A 16,804-nucleotide genomic window follows, 5' to 3' on the forward strand; every position below is an offset into this window, starting at 1 on the left:
GCTATCTGGAGCTTATCTGGATAGCCCGGTTTTTTCTTTGACGTCGAGCATGAGCTGATGGAATTTCTCTATTTCTTCAAAATGGGGAAAATGAGCAGACTCTTCAAACCAGATAAATTGCTTCGCAGGTGCCTTCAGTCTTTCGAAATAGCTATAGGCAACCTGGGACGGGGTCATATAATCATATCTTCCCATACAGAAATAGACTGGAACACGCAGCTCGGGAACCGTTTCTAGCAGATTCGTATGCTGCGTTTGTGGCAGGATAGCATTTCTTGAAAAAGAGTCGCCAAGAACCAAGCGAATTCCGTCTACCCATGTATACTCAGGGGAAAATAAGACACCGCTAATCAGTGCCTCATAAGAGTTGCTTTTTCGTTCCGAACCGCCAAAAGCAGTGACCCATTTTCTTTCGAGCGTGGCATCCTGCCGTGGATTTTTGTACGGGGGCGGGCCGATGAGTGTAAGCTCATTGATCGCTTGTTCGTTGTTCTTTCTGCGTGCTTCCTCCAGCACAAATTGATAGGACGATTGCTCGCCAAGCATAGAGTACGCGACTTGCCCCACACCGATGTACGCGTAATAATCTTCGGGATATTTTTGAACCGTCCAGGTAGCAAGCAGACTTCCCCAAGAGTGTCCGACGATAAAGATTTTGGGTTGATTGAATTTTTGCTTCAAATAGTCGGTCAAGTCCTTGGTGTCCGATATGAGCTTATCGACCTGCAACTCATCGCTGGACATGCCCCAGTGATACGATTTCCCCGAACCGCGCTGATCCCAATTGACGACGATAAAATCGTTCTCCAGCTTTTCCTGATATTGTCTGGCGTACGCGATCTGGGGATAGCCTGGGCCGCCATGTAGGAATAGCAGAATCGGATTGTTCTTGTCCTTGCCGCGAATCAAGATCGACTGCTCAATACCGCCAAGCTCAACCTGCTCAAGAACGGCGATACTGCTTGGGATGACGGCACCGTTCTCATCTTTTATGGAAGGGGTCCAGGACGGAAACCAAGTAGCGATCAGGATCAGGCAAAACAGGATGAGGCAAACGCGGTATCGCTTTCGTTTCAACTTTTGAAAAAACATGACGTGCGTTCACTCTTTCTGTGATAGATTCCTCAGGTACTATTGCTTATGGTAAAATTATACTCATTATTCTGACCGTTTTGGAGAGGCACCGCTGACAGTATTGTTTAGAAAGAAGGGATCTTGATGCGGCCTCATCAAGTCGTGGAGATCAGACGGCCTACGTTTATCATTTTTAAATCACAAAAACTCGTGCGGTGATAACATATCAATTTTGATTGTAAATCGCACCAACCGGAGGTCAATCGTGCTGCCGCATATTCAGCGTCTGTACACAGACAATATTTTCACAGAATTAATAAAACGGTATGGAGTTACAAATGAAGATGTCAGGCTTCTCGGTGGATTTGACAGCTATGTATACGAATTTACAAAAAATAATGCCACGTTTATCTTAAAAATATCGCATAGTACAAGAAGAACAAAAAACGAGATTCACGGCGAAATGGACTGGCTCCATTACCTAGGAAAGCATGGTGTACCTGTAGCCAAATCGATTCCTTCTGATGAGGGGAATCTGGTAGAGGTCATCGGAGAAAATCCATCCTATTTTACCGCCGTCGCTTATGAAAAAGCGCCCGGTCAGCTCCCGACGAAAGCGGTGTGGAGCGAACCATTTTTTGAAGAATGGGGACGAATCACAGGCAAACTGCATTCCTTGAGCAAATCGTATCAAGCTATGAATCCTGTTTGGAAGCGCAAAGAATGGTTCGAGGAAGAGCATGTAAACCTTCAGCGTTATATCCCAGTGGATCAAAAAGCCGTGATTGCAAAATCGAATGACCTGTTGGATCGGTTAAAGTCCTTATCACGAGACAAAGATATGTACGGGATGATTCATGGCGATTTGCATTTTCACAATTTTCATATACATGGAGGTAACATTACGCTTTTTGATTTTGATGATAGTGCTTATAACTATTTCGTCTACGATATTGCAGTCATTTTGTTTTATGCGTTTTTTCGCCCGTTGCAGGAAGCAGATGACAAAAAGTTGTTCATCCGAGATTTCTTTACCAGCTTTTTAAAAGGATACCGGCAGGAAAACGATTTTCCGATAGAATGGCTCTCGTATTTGCCAGACTTTTTAAAGCTGCGTCATTTGATCCTGTATGTAGTCTTTTTGCAATCGGTCGAGGGTCAAACGATAGAAGCTGAGGACAGGGAGACCATGAATAGATTGAGGAGAGTCATTGAAGAAGAGTGGCCAATTATTGATGTTGATTTTATGGAGATACAGCGAGAAGGAAAAGGAGAATGAGCATGAGTACAAATGCCCAACGTGTTTTGACGATCGAATGCAAGGATGTCATACTGCGCGAGTTTTTAGTCGAAGATGTGGATGCCATCTACAACCTCACACAACAACCGCATATCATTGAGTTTTTACCAGAATGGAGCGTATCCAAAGAGCAGCGGTTGAATTGGTTGACCAACTACGAAACAGTGGAAAACAGACAATTCATCAAGGCCGTAGCGGATGGGGGCGATGTAGGAGAGCTTCGCCTGCGTTTAGGAGTGATTTTGAAGGAGACGGTAGAGTTTATTGGTTGGTGCTATACAGGGATAAAAGAGGAGCTGCCGGCTCCGAATAGAGAGATTGCCTACGCGATTTCGAAACAGCATGCAAATAAAGGGTATACCACCCAAGCAGCAATCGGGATGATCAATTATTTGTTCGAGAATACCAATGTGGAGGAGCTTAGCGCAGTAGCGATGTATCGCAATGCTTCCTCAAACCGGGTTATTCAAAAATGCGGCTTTGTTCCCGTAAATGACATCGTAATCAAGGAGGAAGCGTATCATTCTTACAAGCTTTACAAAGCCGACTGGCAGAAATAGCGAGAGCAGAGCAGCTATACAAGCTGTTGATACGCATCCCTAACACCAAGGAGCAGAGAATGAAACAGACAAAAACTAATGCAATGCGTATTTTGGAAAAAGAAAAAATAGCATACACGATGCTGACCTATAGCACAGATGACGGAAAAATCGATGGCGTCTCAGTTGCCCATAAGATCGGGAGAGAAGAGCACGTCGTCTATAAAACCTTGGTTGCCCAAGGCACAAGCAAAGGCTACTATGTGTTTGTCATACCGGTGGAGGCAGAGCTTGACCTGAAGAAAGCGGCAAAAGCGGTCGGTGAAAAGAAAATCGAGATGATTCCGGTAAAAGACATTACTACAGTGACCGGATATATCCGTGGTGGCTGTTCACCGATAGGCATGAAGAAATTGTTCCCGACACGCGTAGATGAAAACGCCAGAGCACTGGATACCATCATTGTCAGTGGAGGAAGCATCGGGGTACAAATCGAAACGACACCTGAGAATCTGATTCAGGCGACTAAAGCGCAGTTTGCGGATATTGCCAAGTTTGAATAAGTACACACAAGAAAGGGCAACCCAACCGGGAAGCCCTCTTTTTGTTAAGAAATGGATCAATGATAAGGAAACTGAGTCGAATAACCACTGAATTGCTGATAAGCTTGCTGCAGCTGTTGCTGCTCAGCCGCCTCCAGCTTGTACCAGCCCTTTTGGAACATGAGGTTATAGGCTTCACGTGCGCCTTGATGCGTTTCATTCAAAATCTGCATCATATCGGCATGCAGCTGTTGGTGGCTCGCTTCACGCACAGCGATGTTGAAGTTGTCTGTCAATAGCTTGCAGGTCGCCAAGCAATCATTGAGATAGTCCCGATCATTCATCTGCGGACCTTTAACCTGTGGCAGCTGTCCTGTTTGCGGGTTTGCGATTTGATTTTGATTTGGCATCCGGATTTCCTCCCCTACTGCATCTGTGGTTGCTGCTGTTGCTGGGATTGCGTCTGCGGAAGAGTGGACATAACGGCAGTATTGTTATTTTGCAGGTGAGTGAGCAGCTTTTGGTAGTGCTGCTGATGCATTTGCCCTGCTTTTTCTAAAGCCTGCTTAACCTGTGGGTCAGTTGCCTGCTGCGCAAAAGCATGCAGCTTTTTAAATGCAATCAGCTCCCAGGACAAGGCGTCCTTGAGATAGCTCAAATCCTTCGATGTGATGACTTGTGGTGGCTCAGGAATCGGCGCTTGCGAGAAAGGTGCGGAAGACATAAGGGATGGCATCGTATTGCTCCTTTCAGGTAGGATACAACTTATAGGATGGGCAACCGACCATGAAATATCCTTGGTGGAAAACAGCAAAAAAAGAACCAGCTGATTCGTCAGCTGGTAGCATTTGTTTCTAGGTTCGTTGTGGGCGCCGTGGTAGTCGTTATCTCCAGAGCAGCCACTTGAATATCGATGCTAGCCGGAGCGATGTTCAGACAATAGCTGGTTTCTTTGTGCACAGCCTGCTGAATTTCCTGCACGAGTGTGTGGATATCGCTTCCATAGGGCAGCTTTAGACCTAGTGTGATTTGGAGTCGAGGCAGATCGTCAAATGTAAAAACGGTTTTGATCACTTGCCCAACCTCAGCAAAGCTAGTGCAGGTGGCCAGAACAATTTTCCGCAGCACTTGTGGATGGATTTGAATTCGTCCCCCGGAAAATGGCGGATGAACCACTGTTGATTCGCCTATAACTTCTTTTTTTGAGCTGAAAATCTGCTGTGCAGAAGCAATCAGACGCTGCAAAAAGTCTTTTTCCACCTCTACGCGTGGGATCGGGATGACGTGTCTTCCCATCGTTTGGCGAACGTATTGTGCCGCTTCGATTTCTTGCTGTGGCTTGATTGACTCAATCGGAATATATTCGACCGTATTGGGAAGCTGTAGTGCTTCCACAATTCGTTCAATCATCCGCATCGAGGTTCCCAAGATGAGCAGTCGTGCGGGTTGAATCTGCTCAAGACTTTGTTTTACTTCGGCAGCATGCTCCTTATAGTGAAAAATGGCGCGTTTGACTGCCTGAATTTTCGTCTTTTCGTATTTAGCGGAGGTACCAGCTATTTTACGCCCTTCATATATGAGAATGCCGTCATCAATAATGGCATTGATGTTCATGCGATAAGCCAGCTCAAGCGCGCTTGAGCTTTTTCCAGTTCCACTAGTTCCGTACAAGGCGTAGATTTCCATGGCAACCTCCCTTCTGTGTTTTTCCTTTCATTATACACGAGAGGGAGAAGGGGAAAAAGCTAGTGGTATTGTGCGCCCATTTCCCGTGAGCGTTCCGTGGCACGCAATATGGCTGCGGTGACTCCCTGCTGGAATTGATAGGCTTCCAAAACCTCCAGCCCGGCTTGGGTCGTTCCGCCTGGACTGGTTACTTGCTGGCGCAAAATGGCTGGCTCAGCACGGGTATCGAGCAGCATGTGAGCCGCACCGATGACAGTTTGCAATGTCAGCTGTCGCGCCATTTCCCGATCCAGCCCAGCCGTTGCACCAGCGGCCATCATTGCTTCTACCAGATAATAAATATAGGCGGGACCGCTTCCGGAAAGCCCGGTAATAATATCAAGCTCCTCTTCGGCTACCTCATAAACCGTGCCGATTGCTTCAAAGAGGTGAATAGCCTGCTGGAGCTGTTCGCCTGTCACAAAGGAATTTGCGGCAAGCCCCGTAGCGGAAAGTCCTACAGCCGACGACGTGTTTGGCATCGTACGAATGACCGGACAATTCACACCCAGCCATTCGCCGATAAGTGTAGTGGAGACACCAGCCACAACAGAGATCACCAGCTGACCAGGATGAACGACACCGCGCAGCTCTCGCAATGCTTCTGCAGCATCCTTTGGCTTGATCGCCAAAATCAAAATGTCAGAATAACGAGCCACTTCGAGCTTATCCTGAGTAAAATTTACCCCATAGCAATCAGCCAGTTGCTCCAAGCGCTCCCGATTATTGCGATTGGAGACAAGAAGCCGGTCTGGAGAGAGTAGTCCTTTTTTGAGAATGCCGGACAGCATGGCTTCTACGATGGAGCCAGCTCCGAGAAATCCAATCCGTCCTTCTATGCACAGTCTGTCTTGTTTGTTCATTGGTGTTCCCTCCTTCTGGACTATCGGATTTGCCCGGTTCCACGGACGACATATTTATAGGAAGTAAGAGCAGGTAAGCCCATCGGACCGCGTGCGTGAAGCTTTTGTGTGCTGATGCCGATTTCGGCACCAAAACCGAATTCGCCGCCGTCCGTGAAGCGAGTAGATGCATTGCGATAAACCGTAGTCGAATCGACCGTAGTCAGGAAGCGGCGAGCAGCGTCATCGTCTTCCGTGATAATGGCTTCAGAATGACCCGTGCTGTGCTTGGCAATATGCTGGATGGCATCTGCCCAAGTATCGACAGTACGAACAGCCAAGATCAGATCGGAGAACTCTGCATCCCAGTCAGCTTCAGAGGCTGGCTTCAGTTGAGCACTAAGGTCCGTGTGCAATGCCTTTGTTAGCTCGCAAGCTCTGATTTCTACGCCAGCCTCGAGCAATTGCTTGAGAAGCTCGTTTTGGTGACCAAGTGGCCATTCACGATGCAAAAGCAGCGTCTCTGCCGCGTTGCATACAGCAGGGCGACTCGTTTTGGCATTGATGACGATTGCACGAGCCATCTCATAGGAAGCTGTCTGGTCGATGAAAATGTGGCAGTTGCCAACACCAGTTTCCAAAACAGGTACGCTCGATATCTCCAGGACTCGATTAATCAGGCCTGCGCCACCGCGGGGAATGATGACATCAATGAGACCATTTGCTGTACATAAAATATCGACGGAGGCATGCTCTGCAAAAGGAAGATATTGGACCGCCTCAGAAGAAATGCCTACACGCGCAAGACCAGCCCGGATGCTGCTGACCAGCGCCAAATTGCTTGAAACCGCGCTATGGCTTCCACGAAGTACAATCGCATTGCCTGTTTTCAGTGCGATGGCAGCAGCATCGATCGTCACGTTGGGACGGGCTTCATACACCATGCCGATGACGCCGAGCGGGACGCGTACTTGCTCGATAACCAATCCGTTTGGTCGCGTCCATTGATCCATTCTTTGTCCAACAGGGTCCTCAAGAGAAATAAGCTGCTGCAGACCATCGACTAAATCGCGAATGCGGTCAGGTGTCAGTCGCAGTCGATCCAGATAGGAAGCAGGCTGACCATCTGCCTCAGCTTTGGCCAAATCCTGCTCATTTGCTGCCAAAATGACGTCTGAATCTGCCTGTAGCTGCTCCCCGATAGCTGCGAGAGCTTTATCCTTTTCATCCCGACTCAGCAAGGCCATTTGTCGTGACGCCTGCTTTGCCAATGAAATTTGTCCCAGCACTTTTTCCTTCAAGCTTTCCATGATCTCCCCAGCTCCTTTATTTTTTCTATTTCGATCAAACCGTTCTGTAGTGATGCGATAGCCTATGTGATCTGTGTCCAGTGATCGCGATGGATTACGGTACCGCTGCGTCGCGCTGCCCCGGCAGGTGAGAGAAGGTCTGCTAAATCAGCGGCATCGTATCTGCTGACACCGCGTCCGATCAATGCTCCGTCACAATAAACCTCGATGACTTCCCCAGGAGCGAAAGTACCGTCGACACCGCGCACTCCTGCGAGCAGGAGGCTGCGGCGCTTTTCGAGAATGGCTTCAGCCGCACCGCTGTCGATCGAGATGGAGCCGCGAATCGGCGAGTGGAGAGCAATCCATTGCTTGCGAGTCGGGACTCCGCTCGAAGCGGGAGCCTCTGGCTGATAGCTGACATAAGTACCATTGCCGCTGCCATGTAAAATATCGAGCAAGTCAGAGGGTTGATCCAATTTTCCGATAAAGCTCGGTATCCCAAGACCTTGTGCTGTCTTCGCTGCGATCAGCTTGGAGCGCATGCCTCCAGTACCAAGCTGTGATGCTCCCCCAGCGAGCGCTTCTATCTCCTCGGTTACTTCAGAAAGCCATGAAATGCGCTTGGCATCGGGATGATTACGCGGGTCTTTATCATACAGACCGTTCGTATCCGTGAGAATCAGGTAAAGGTCAGCGTGTACCAAGCCTGCTACGAGTGCACCGAGCATGTCATTATCGCCAAAGGTAAGCTCTGCTACTGAGACCGTGTCGTTTTCATTGATGATTGGCAAAATATTTTTATCCAACAGGAGGGACAAGGTTTGAAAGGCATGCTGATAACGCTCCCGGTTGGAAAAGTCCCCACGCGTCAAAAGAATTTGAGCGACACTGAAGCGGTGCGCGGCAAACAGCTGCGTGTAGGTTTGCATCAGCAAGCTTTGTCCGATCGCGGCGGCAGCTTGCTTGGCAGCCAGCGTACGCGGTCGCTGTTTATACCCCAGGCTTTGATAGCCGCTAGCGACCGCTCCCGAGGAAACCAGCACAACCTGATGACCTGCTTCCCGCAGCTGACTTACAGCGGAGACCAGCAGCGACATCTTGGCTGGGTCGACACCACCGCTGGGCGCTGCCAGAGAACTGCTGCCAACTTTTACAACCAACCGCATTTTACCCTTCTTCATGACCGAACCTCCTGTTTCCAGACAATAATAGTGCGTGTGCAAAAAAACGCAAAAAAGCCCTTTCGTCTCTTTGATAAGGACGAAAGGGCATGATGACCTCCGCGGTACCACCTTATTTGACGTCAGCGACCTAATGGTACAAAAGACGTCCGGCTCTCTTTCTTTGATAACAGGTGAAAGAAACCTGTCCAGGTCTTCCCTGGATGCTCTGGGGTGGGTTCAAACTGATTCAAGGGCGAAACCTTTCAGCCGGTGGATTTCGCTCTCTGAGCCTGAAGGGCAGTTTTACTGTTCCCCGTCATTGCCGATCACTATGTGCTTATTAATTCAATATTATTCGCTGGTCCCTCACGAAATGTCAAGAGATTTATTGAAAATTTTCGCTGCCGTATGTTCCATTCCGCGATTTAATCTCATAGCGCTTCGTTTTTTTATCGCGGACGAGGTGGTAGCGAATCGTACGGTCTGCAACTACGGAAGCATCGGCTGCATTTTCTACCGTCACGTTTAAATCGCCATTTAGCTTTTGCACATTTGTGTTTCGGACCGAAATCATAGGGGGATAGTCCGTACTTGGCAGTGAGACATATACTTTATCTTTTACCAGCTTGGTAGACATATTGTCGTATAAGGATTCGGCGAGCGGTTTGCTCCAGAAGCGGGAGAAGTAGCCAACGATTTTATCCTTGCTGTCAAATCGTTTGGGTAATTCGCGATAGGTCAGACTATCCTCATGAACGGTTTTGCCTTTGGCATTTTCCAGTGCGGAATAATACACTTCCTCCAGCACATGCTCGGCACGATTTAAAAACAGCACGACCTCCATTTTGTTATCTCCAAGCTTCTGCAGGGCAGTTTGCTTTGGAGGCTTGCTCTGCGCTTTTGCTTTTTCTTTTTCCTTTGCTTTCTCTTCGTTCGAGGGCGAATTACAACCCGTCACGAGCAGGGCTAGGGTTAGAAGGAATATCCAATTTTTCCATTTGAACATGTTTGCACCGCCTCATTTGGACACAGCCGTTTCTTGTTAGCGTGTGTGGGCGAGGGGACAAATAGCCATGTAAATATTTCCCTGTCGCAATCTGGTCACCGATTCTAGCAAAAAGGAAACAGGATGGGGGTTGTGTCGGTTCTCAATTATGTCTATCATGGAGAGAGTTATGCAGATCGAACAATTGAGGTGGAAAAATAAATGTTTGGATTTGGAAAAAAGGCGAAAAAGCTAGATGGCATCGATGTGTTGATTATTAAGACAGTAGAAGCAAAAAACCGTAACTTTTATCAAGTAGCTTTTCCAAGTGTGGTAGCGAATGATGTTCTGTCCATGCTGCAAAAGTTGGAAAAATCAAAAGTGAATCAGCAAGAATTTCTGGGAGAAATCGGTGGCTTCCGCATCGTGACCCATTTAGAAGCCTTGACAGGTTATGACGTGCTGGATGACGCTGATTTGGAAGGCCGCCCTGTACACATTGAGGATTTTGCCAACATTCTTTTACGTCGTCTTGAGGCGCTGGAGGAATCAGGTAAAATGGAAGAGTCTGAAGATATGGCATTTATCATGGGCGAGCTGACTATGCTGCGCGATGGTAGCTACGTCCCACAAAATTAATACAACACGCCAAAAAGCCGTTGATTTCCAGCGGCTTTTTTCTTTCCTTTTTGGGTCAGACGCAACCTTTTGTGGGAGCAGCACGTATTAGAAGTGTATGGGATTGGCTGGAAAATAGGCAACAGGAGGTACAGGATGATTGAACTTACTGGTGTGACCAAAAGCTATAACAACACGATCAAAGCCGTCGATAACGTGAGTCTTACGATTCCATCGGGCGAGATTTTTGGCTTTCTCGGTCCGAATGGTGCAGGAAAGACGACTACAATCAAAATGATAACTGGCATTATTCGCCCGAATGCGGGACAGATCAAAATCAATGGCAAAGATATCGCCACAGAAACACTTGCGGCGAAGCGTCAATTCGGCTATGTGCCTGATAGTCCTGATATGTTCCTGCGACTAAAGGGCCTGGAGTATGTCAGCTTCATGGCAGATATTTACGAGGTGCCGCAAAAGGTTCGAAATGAACGAATCCTACAGCTGGCACAGCGTTTTGATATGACGAATGCCCTCGGAGATACGATCCAAAGCTACTCGCACGGTATGCGCCAAAAGATCATGATTATGGGCGTATTGGTGCACCATCCGGAGGTTTGGATTTTGGATGAGCCGCTCACCGGACTAGACCCGAAATCTTCGTATACGCTAAAGGAAATGATGCGTGAGCATGCGGATAGCGGGCGTACGGTGTTCTTTTCAACGCATGTCCTGGAGGTAGCAGAAAAGCTGTGTGATCGAGTGGCGATCATCAATAAGGGGCAAATCTTGTTTTGCGGCACTTTTGCAGAAATGCAGCAGCATTTTCAATCGAATAATTCGTTGGAAAGCTTGTTCCTGGAGTTGACGAAGCATGAGTAAAATTTTACTGCTCTCCAAAATCATGATGAAAAATGCCGGTTCAGCGTGGGGAAACAAAAAGGGGAGTGGATGGAAAAGCGCCCTCATCCTGCTTGCGATAGGAATCGGCGTATTGCCATTGATGCTGGTAGGAGTCATGTTTATGGCAGGTCTATATGACGGGCTGGCATTGATCGGTCAGGAAGGCGCACTTCTCGGCCTCGGAGTGGCGCTTGTCTCCCTCGCCATTTTTGTGCTCGGGATTGTGTATGTGCTTTCGGTCTTTTATTACTCGCAGGATGTCGAGCATATGCTTCCCCTGCCGCTTGCACCATGGCAAATTCTCGGAGCCAAGTTTCTCGTCGCCCTTTTCTATGAATATTTGACGTCGCTTTTGCTTTTTGCACCGTTGCTTGTCACATATGGGGTCAAGAGTGGGGGCGGAGTCCTGTACTATCTCTTTGCTCTGCTCGTTTATTTGGTAGTACCGATCTTTCCTCTCGTGCTCTCTGCTTTGGTCGTCATGCTGTTCATGCGTTTTACTAGTGTTGGAAAAAGCAAGGACCGCTTCCGGTTGATTGGAGGACTTCTGGCGATTGTGGTAGCGGTAGGCTTTCAGGCGGTCATTCAGCGACAAACGAGTGGCAAGATGGACAACATCGAGCAAATGCAGCAAATGATCGTAAATGGGGATAATGTTCTGCTCAATCTGGTGACGCAGCTATTTCCTGCGAGCAAGCTGGCTGCTTTGGCTTTAATTGGCAGTGACAGCTGGAGCGGGCTCGGCTATTTGGCTTCCTTTCTGCTCGTCGCTGCTGTTAGCGTGATTGTGTTTTTCTTCGCTGGAAATCGTCTCTATTTTCGAGGGGTCATGGGAATCAGTGAAGCGATGGCCAAACGGAAAAAAGTCGATGAATCCGCTTTTCAAAAGCTCGTACGCCCTCGTTCAGCGCTCATGGCCTATGGACTAAAAGAATGGAGGATTCTTTGGCGTACACCTGCCTACTTGATGAACTGCACGCTGTCCAGTGTACTCTTGCCGGTAATTGCCTTGATCCCGATCTTGAGTCGTCAGGATAGCGGTGAGATGCTGGCTTCCTTGAGTGCACGTTTGCAAGGTGATGAAGCGGGAGGAATCTCGCTTGCCGTTGCTTTTGCTGCATTTCTGGCGATGGCGGGTGCCAACAGTACCTCTGTTACCGCAATTACGCGAGACGGCCAAGGCTTTTTCCTGAACAAGAGTCTGCCTATTCCTTATCCAAAAATCCTGATTGCCAAACTCATGCCCGGGATTATTCTGAGTGTCGTGAGCATGCTGCTGTTGCTTGCAGAGGGAGGCTGGCTGCTACAGCTCTCGCCTGTCTTTGTGATCTACTGTATACTCATCGGGATTCCTGGCATTATCTTTATCAATCTGTTTGGGATCATGGTTGATTTGCACCTGCCAAAGCTGAGCTGGAGCTCAGAGCAGGAAGCTGTAAAGCAAAACCTCAATCCGCTGTTTACGCTGCTAGCAAGTGCTCTTGCAGGAGGGCTTGCGATTGCTGGTGCATTTGTCATAGGTGGTTCCATGACAGTTGCGGCAGTAGGACTCTTTGCGCTATTTGCGATTCTGGATCTGATTTTATATCGCATACTCGTGACCAAGGGACCAATGTGGATGGAGAAGATCGAAGCCTGATTTTGGCATGAAAAACAAGCTGCTCTCGTTGATGAGGGCGGCTTTTTTCTATTCCGGCAAAAAGTATAAACAAAAGCGAGCTGATTCCCGATACAAGAGGTAGCTAGGTCTCAAGCAGGAAGACCAGCGTAGAGCCAACCATTTCATGGTCTATCTTCTAGGGGAATTAGTGTCATATACTCATATTCGGGGAAAGAAACCGAATAGATTGGGGATGGTGTGGCGAAATAGATAGAAAGAAGGGAGTAAAAACAGTCATGATGAAGCGTTTCTTCGTTTGTTTTCTCATGGCTCTGCTGCTTGTACAGAGCGCTTTTACAGGCAATGCGAGTGCAGCTGTTATGTTCACAGACACTAGGGGACACTGGGCAGAACAGCAAATTAACGAGTTGGCTGAACTAGGCATTTTGAAGGGGAATGGCTACATACCCTTTCATCCGAACAATCCGGTAGCACGGGGAGAAGCTTTGGCTCTCATGAATCGGGTCTTCGAAGCAGTTTATGGACGAGTGGATCGGACAGAGCGAAAAAGCAATCTGGATTCCCGTTACATCCTGCGCCAGGAAGCAGAGCAGCTGTTGACCAACATGCGTACCATGCTGCAAATCGAGACGGGAGTCGTAAACAAGTTTGATCCGGGAGATCGGATGCTTTACTATCTCTATCTAGCTGACAACTATCAGTTGATGAAGAAGCAGGAAAAGGAAAACTATGACTGGTGGATGTCCAGTCAAGCCTTGCAGCATCCGCTGTCCAGAGAAGAAGCCAGCTTGCTTTTGTTCCATTTGATGATGCCGCAAAAATTCAGAACGGCGAATATTAAGCCACAGGATGCACCGGCATACTTCACCAGCTTTTACGAATGGAAGCAGGAAAGCTTTTACCGCGATACATACTCACCATACCCACTAGCCATTCGCGAATTCAATTTCTTCCTCTCAGAAAAGAATTTTGAGCCGCAAAAAGTGATGACCCGGGCAGAATTCGCCGTGGTAATGAAAAGATTGTATGACTATTTCGTGAAGGACGCCTCCAGTCAATTCAAAGGAATAGCTACACATAAACAAAGAATTGCAAAAGTGTATCTAAGAGCAGCGAGCATGGCGTACGAAGCCAACGACCAAGCAAAGCTGTCTACTTTGTTTACACCAGCTGCGCTCAAAACCTTGAATGGATTGCCGCATCGCCCTGCGTTTACGGATCATGGAAACGTGACAGTAAAAATAGATGAGAACAACAAGCTAATGCTATGGGTAACGGGGCAATATCAGGATTCCAAAAACGGCAAATACCAGCTGGAGTACGTGTTCGAGCCGGATGGTTCGAATGCCTATGGTCAAAAAATTACGAAGATCATTTACACTGAAATATAACATGAGCAAGGGAAAGGCATCTGGGCAACAGATGCTTTTTCTTATATAGAAAAAGCACAAAGAAAGGAATAAGTGGCGATTGCAACTGACAGAATATTCGTTTACAATTAAAACTGAACGGTGATTCAGATTGCAAGACAGGCATCTCTTTGGCGCAGATCGTAGCCATTTATCTGGGATGTGATTTTTTAGATTCGATAATGAATGAGTATTCATTCAACGGAAGACATGAGCTGTGTTATACAGGAATATCTATGAAAGAGTAGAAGTTATAGGAATACTCCACTAGTCTGAATATTGGGTAAAAATCAGCATAAGTTCATCCAGGACGTCACCAAAAGGCTTGGCAAAGCCAGGCTTTCTAATTGTAAGGAGGATATGTAGATGGAGCGCAAAATTCGCAAGGCAGCCGTTCTAGGTTCTGGCGTGATGGGAGCCGGAATCGCAGCACATTTGGCAAACGTGGGGATTCCTACCTTATTGCTGGATATTGTGCCACGTGAATTGACCGAGGACGAGAGCAAAAAAGGACTGACACTGGCAGATTCCGTCGTCAGAAATCGCATCGCGCAATCGGGCAAGGATCGATTATTAAAAGAAAAGCCGACCCCACTCTACGATAAAAAGAGCATCGATCTGATTACAGTGGGCAATTTTGACGACCATCTTTCTCTTTTGTCCGATGTGGACTGGATTATCGAGGTTGTTGTTGAAAATCTCGATGTGAAAAAACAGGTGTTCGCACAGGTAGAAGCGCATCGCAAGCCAGGGACGATCGTCACCTCCAACACTTCAGGAGTTTCTATTAATGAAATGGCAGAAGGCAGGTCCGAAGATTTCCGCAAGCACTTCCTTGGCACCCATTTCTTTAATCCTCCTCGCTACCTAAAGCTGATTGAGATTATTCCAAGTCATGATACAGATCCAGCGATTGTTTCCTTTATGAGCGGTTTTGGCGAGCATGTGCTTGGAAAAGGAACAGTGCTGTGCAAGGATACGCCAAACTTTATTGCCAATCGGATCGGTACATACGGGCTTCAAGTATCCATCCATGAGATGCAGCGCATCGGCTTGGGGGTGGATGAGGTCGATGCCTTGACCGGTCCTGTGATTGGCCGTCCCAAGAGCGCTACCTTCCGCACACTGGACGTAGTCGGACTAGACACGTATGTACACGTGGCAGGCAACGTCCGAAACAAGAGCACGAATGCACAGGAAAAGGCCATCTTTGAAGTGCCGGAATTCGTACTGCAAATGGTCGAAAAACGGATGATCGGGCAAAAGGCAGGTCAAGGTTTTTTCAAGCAAATCAAATCTGCCCAAGGCAAAGAAATTTTAGCGCTGGATACCCAAACGCTGGAATACCGTCCAAGTATCAAGGCCAAATTTGCGTCTCTCGATGCCGCCAAAACAGCCAAGACGCTGCCAGAAAAGCTCAGGGCTCTCGCATATGGCAAGGACAAAGGGAGCGAATTTGTCTGGAGCGTCTTGAAAAAGGTGCTACTGTATTCGGCAGACAAAGCTCACGAAATTGCAGATGATCTCGTCGCAGTCGATCAGGCGATGAAATGGGGCTTCGGCTGGGAGCTGGGACCATTTGAGACGTGGGATGCCATCGGTGTAGAAAAATCCGTTGCACGTATGCGCGAAGAGGGCGAGACGATTCCAGCTCTCGTGGAAGAGCTCCTGGCAACCGGAAAAACTTCTTTTTATAACAAAAATGAAGGACGCACCGCCGTATTTTCGATTGGCGGTATCTATAAAAACGTAGAAGAAAAAAAGGAACGGATCAATCTGGCTGCGCTGAAAGAGCAAGGGAAGCTGATTCGTAAAAATGCAGGTGCTGCCTTGATTGATTTGGGCGACGGTGTGGCGTGCTTGGAATTTACTTCCCCGCATAATGCACTGGGCATGGATTTGCTGCAAATGGCTCATATAGCCGCAGAAGAAGTACAAAAAAACTTTGTCGGCCTGGTCATTGGCAATCAGGGTAAAAACTTTTGCGTCGGAATGAATTTGGCGATGGCGCTCATGGAAGCCCAGGACGAGAACTGGCTGGAGCTCGATCTTTTAGTAACCAATTTCCACAAAGCAGGAAGAGCGCTGCGCTACTTGCATCGTCCAGTCGTGGCAGCTCCGTTTGGCATGACGCTCGGTGGAGGAGTAGAGGTCCTCTATTTGGCTGACCGCGTGCAAGCCTCTGCCGAAACATATCTTGGACTGGTGGAAGTGGGCGTAGGTCTTTTGCCAGGCGGCGGGGGAACCAAGGAAATGCTGTTCCGCGCCATGGAGAATCTGCCTGATGCCGGTAGTGTGCCTGTTGATTCGTTCCCATTGGTTGCCAAGGCGTTTGAGACAATTGCCATGGCAAAAGTATCGACGAGCGGACAGGAAGCGATCAATCTCGGTTATTTGCGAACTACAGACCGGATCAGCGTCAACCCGGATCATCTGTTGTACGATGCGAAGCAGCTTGTGCTGTCCATGGACAAAGTAGGCTACACGCCGCCAGCTCCGCGCAAAATCAAGGTCATCGGGGAAACCGGCTATGCCAATCTGTCTCAAAATGTGTACGCAATGAAAAAGAGCGGGTACATCTCTGATCATGACGAGCTGATTGCAAACAAGATTGCGTATGTCATGTCTGGCGGCGATCTTCCAGCGGGTACAGAAGTGACTGAGGAATACATTTTAGGACTCGAAAAGCAAGCGTTTCTAGAGCTGCTCAAAACACAAAAGACCCAGCAACGCATGCAGCATATGCTGACCAAAAACAAGCCTTTGCGCAACTAATGAGAAGGAGGCAATA

Annotated in this window: 16 protein-coding genes and 1 other annotated feature; of the genes, 8 read left to right on the top strand and 8 right to left on the bottom strand. The window is 48.0% G+C overall.

The features are described from left to right. Positions 1-12 precede the first annotated feature (12 nt). Complete coding sequence (locus C3B52_RS00575) at positions 13-1,077, bottom strand: alpha/beta fold hydrolase (protein ID WP_164684652.1); 1,065 nt, start codon at positions 1,075-1,077, stop codon at positions 13-15. 262 nt (positions 1,078-1,339) lie between these two features. Here C3B52_RS00575 and C3B52_RS00580 point away from each other — a divergent pair, with 262 nt between their 5' ends. The 3 genes from C3B52_RS00580 to ybaK are packed head-to-tail and all read left to right on the top strand — an operon-like array spanning position 1,340 to position 3,476. After that, positions 1,340-2,353, top strand: coding sequence for a phosphotransferase enzyme family protein (locus C3B52_RS00580; RefSeq protein WP_164684653.1), 1,014 nt, complete (start codon positions 1,340-1,342; stop codon positions 2,351-2,353). Positions 2,354-2,355: 2 nt separating this feature from the next. Beyond that, positions 2,356-2,934, top strand: coding sequence for a GNAT family N-acetyltransferase (locus C3B52_RS00585; protein WP_306418801.1), 579 nt, complete (start codon positions 2,356-2,358; stop codon positions 2,932-2,934). Positions 2,935-2,993: 59 nt separating this feature from the next. After that, entirely contained in the window at positions 2,994-3,476 is a 483-nt protein-coding gene (gene ybaK, locus C3B52_RS00590; protein ID WP_103104155.1) for a Cys-tRNA(Pro) deacylase, read from the top strand. A 56-nt stretch (positions 3,477-3,532) separates the two neighbouring features. Here ybaK and C3B52_RS00595 read toward each other — a convergent pair whose 3' ends face one another. The 7 genes from C3B52_RS00595 to C3B52_RS00625 all read right to left on the bottom strand — a co-directional run bounded on the left by C3B52_RS00595 (position 3,533) and on the right by C3B52_RS00625 (position 9,483). Continuing rightward, positions 3,533-3,865: a spore coat protein gene (locus C3B52_RS00595; RefSeq protein WP_103104156.1), complete on the bottom strand. Its 333-nt coding sequence runs from the start codon at positions 3,863-3,865 to the stop codon at positions 3,533-3,535. A gap of 14 nt (positions 3,866-3,879) precedes the next feature. Next, positions 3,880-4,191, bottom strand: coding sequence for a ferritin-like domain-containing protein (locus C3B52_RS00600; protein WP_103104157.1), 312 nt, complete (start codon positions 4,189-4,191; stop codon positions 3,880-3,882). Between the two features lie 98 nt (positions 4,192-4,289). Next, complete coding sequence (locus C3B52_RS00605) at positions 4,290-5,141, bottom strand: hypothetical protein (RefSeq protein ID WP_103104158.1); 852 nt, start codon at positions 5,139-5,141, stop codon at positions 4,290-4,292. Positions 5,142-5,200: 59 nt separating this feature from the next. Then, entirely contained in the window at positions 5,201-6,043 is an 843-nt protein-coding gene (proC, locus tag C3B52_RS00610) for a pyrroline-5-carboxylate reductase (protein WP_103104159.1), read from the bottom strand. A gap of 20 nt (positions 6,044-6,063) precedes the next feature. Then, positions 6,064-7,332: a glutamate-5-semialdehyde dehydrogenase gene (locus tag C3B52_RS00615; protein ID WP_103104160.1), complete on the bottom strand. Its 1,269-nt coding sequence runs from the start codon at positions 7,330-7,332 to the stop codon at positions 6,064-6,066. 62 nt (positions 7,333-7,394) lie between these two features. Then, positions 7,395-8,495 (bottom strand): glutamate 5-kinase, encoded by a 1,101-nt coding sequence (proB, locus tag C3B52_RS00620; RefSeq protein WP_103104161.1) that lies wholly within the window; start codon positions 8,493-8,495, stop codon positions 7,395-7,397. Between the two features lie 72 nt (positions 8,496-8,567). Beyond that, positions 8,568-8,806, bottom strand: a binding site (T-box leader). A 56-nt stretch (positions 8,807-8,862) separates the two neighbouring features. After that, a complete protein-coding gene (locus C3B52_RS00625; protein WP_103104162.1) occupies positions 8,863-9,483 on the bottom strand; it encodes a hypothetical protein in 621 nt (206 codons plus the stop codon). Positions 9,484-9,684: 201 nt separating this feature from the next. Between C3B52_RS00625 and C3B52_RS00630 the strand changes: the two genes are divergently transcribed. The 5 genes from C3B52_RS00630 to C3B52_RS00650 all read left to right on the top strand — a co-directional run bounded on the left by C3B52_RS00630 (position 9,685) and on the right by C3B52_RS00650 (position 16,788). Continuing rightward, positions 9,685-10,101 (top strand): hypothetical protein, encoded by a 417-nt coding sequence (locus tag C3B52_RS00630; protein ID WP_103104163.1) that lies wholly within the window; start codon positions 9,685-9,687, stop codon positions 10,099-10,101. Positions 10,102-10,236: 135 nt separating this feature from the next. Then, positions 10,237-10,962, top strand: a complete 726-nt coding sequence (locus tag C3B52_RS00635; RefSeq protein ID WP_103104164.1) for an ABC transporter ATP-binding protein — start codon at positions 10,237-10,239, stop codon at positions 10,960-10,962. Next, a complete protein-coding gene (locus C3B52_RS00640; protein ID WP_103104165.1) occupies positions 10,955-12,622 on the top strand; it encodes a putative ABC transporter permease subunit in 1,668 nt (555 codons plus the stop codon). Before C3B52_RS00635 ends, C3B52_RS00640 begins: the two co-directional genes overlap by 8 nt. A gap of 257 nt (positions 12,623-12,879) precedes the next feature. Then, positions 12,880-13,995, top strand: a complete 1,116-nt coding sequence (locus C3B52_RS00645) for an S-layer homology domain-containing protein (protein ID WP_103104166.1) — start codon at positions 12,880-12,882, stop codon at positions 13,993-13,995. Between the two features lie 384 nt (positions 13,996-14,379). Next, complete coding sequence (locus C3B52_RS00650; protein WP_103104167.1) at positions 14,380-16,788, top strand: 3-hydroxyacyl-CoA dehydrogenase/enoyl-CoA hydratase family protein; 2,409 nt, start codon at positions 14,380-14,382, stop codon at positions 16,786-16,788. The last annotated feature ends 16 nt before the right edge of the window (positions 16,789-16,804 follow it).

It is taken from the genome of Brevibacillus reuszeri (assembly GCF_002897295.1).
Classification (GTDB): Bacteria; Bacillota; Bacilli; order Brevibacillales; family Brevibacillaceae; genus Brevibacillus; species Brevibacillus reuszeri_A.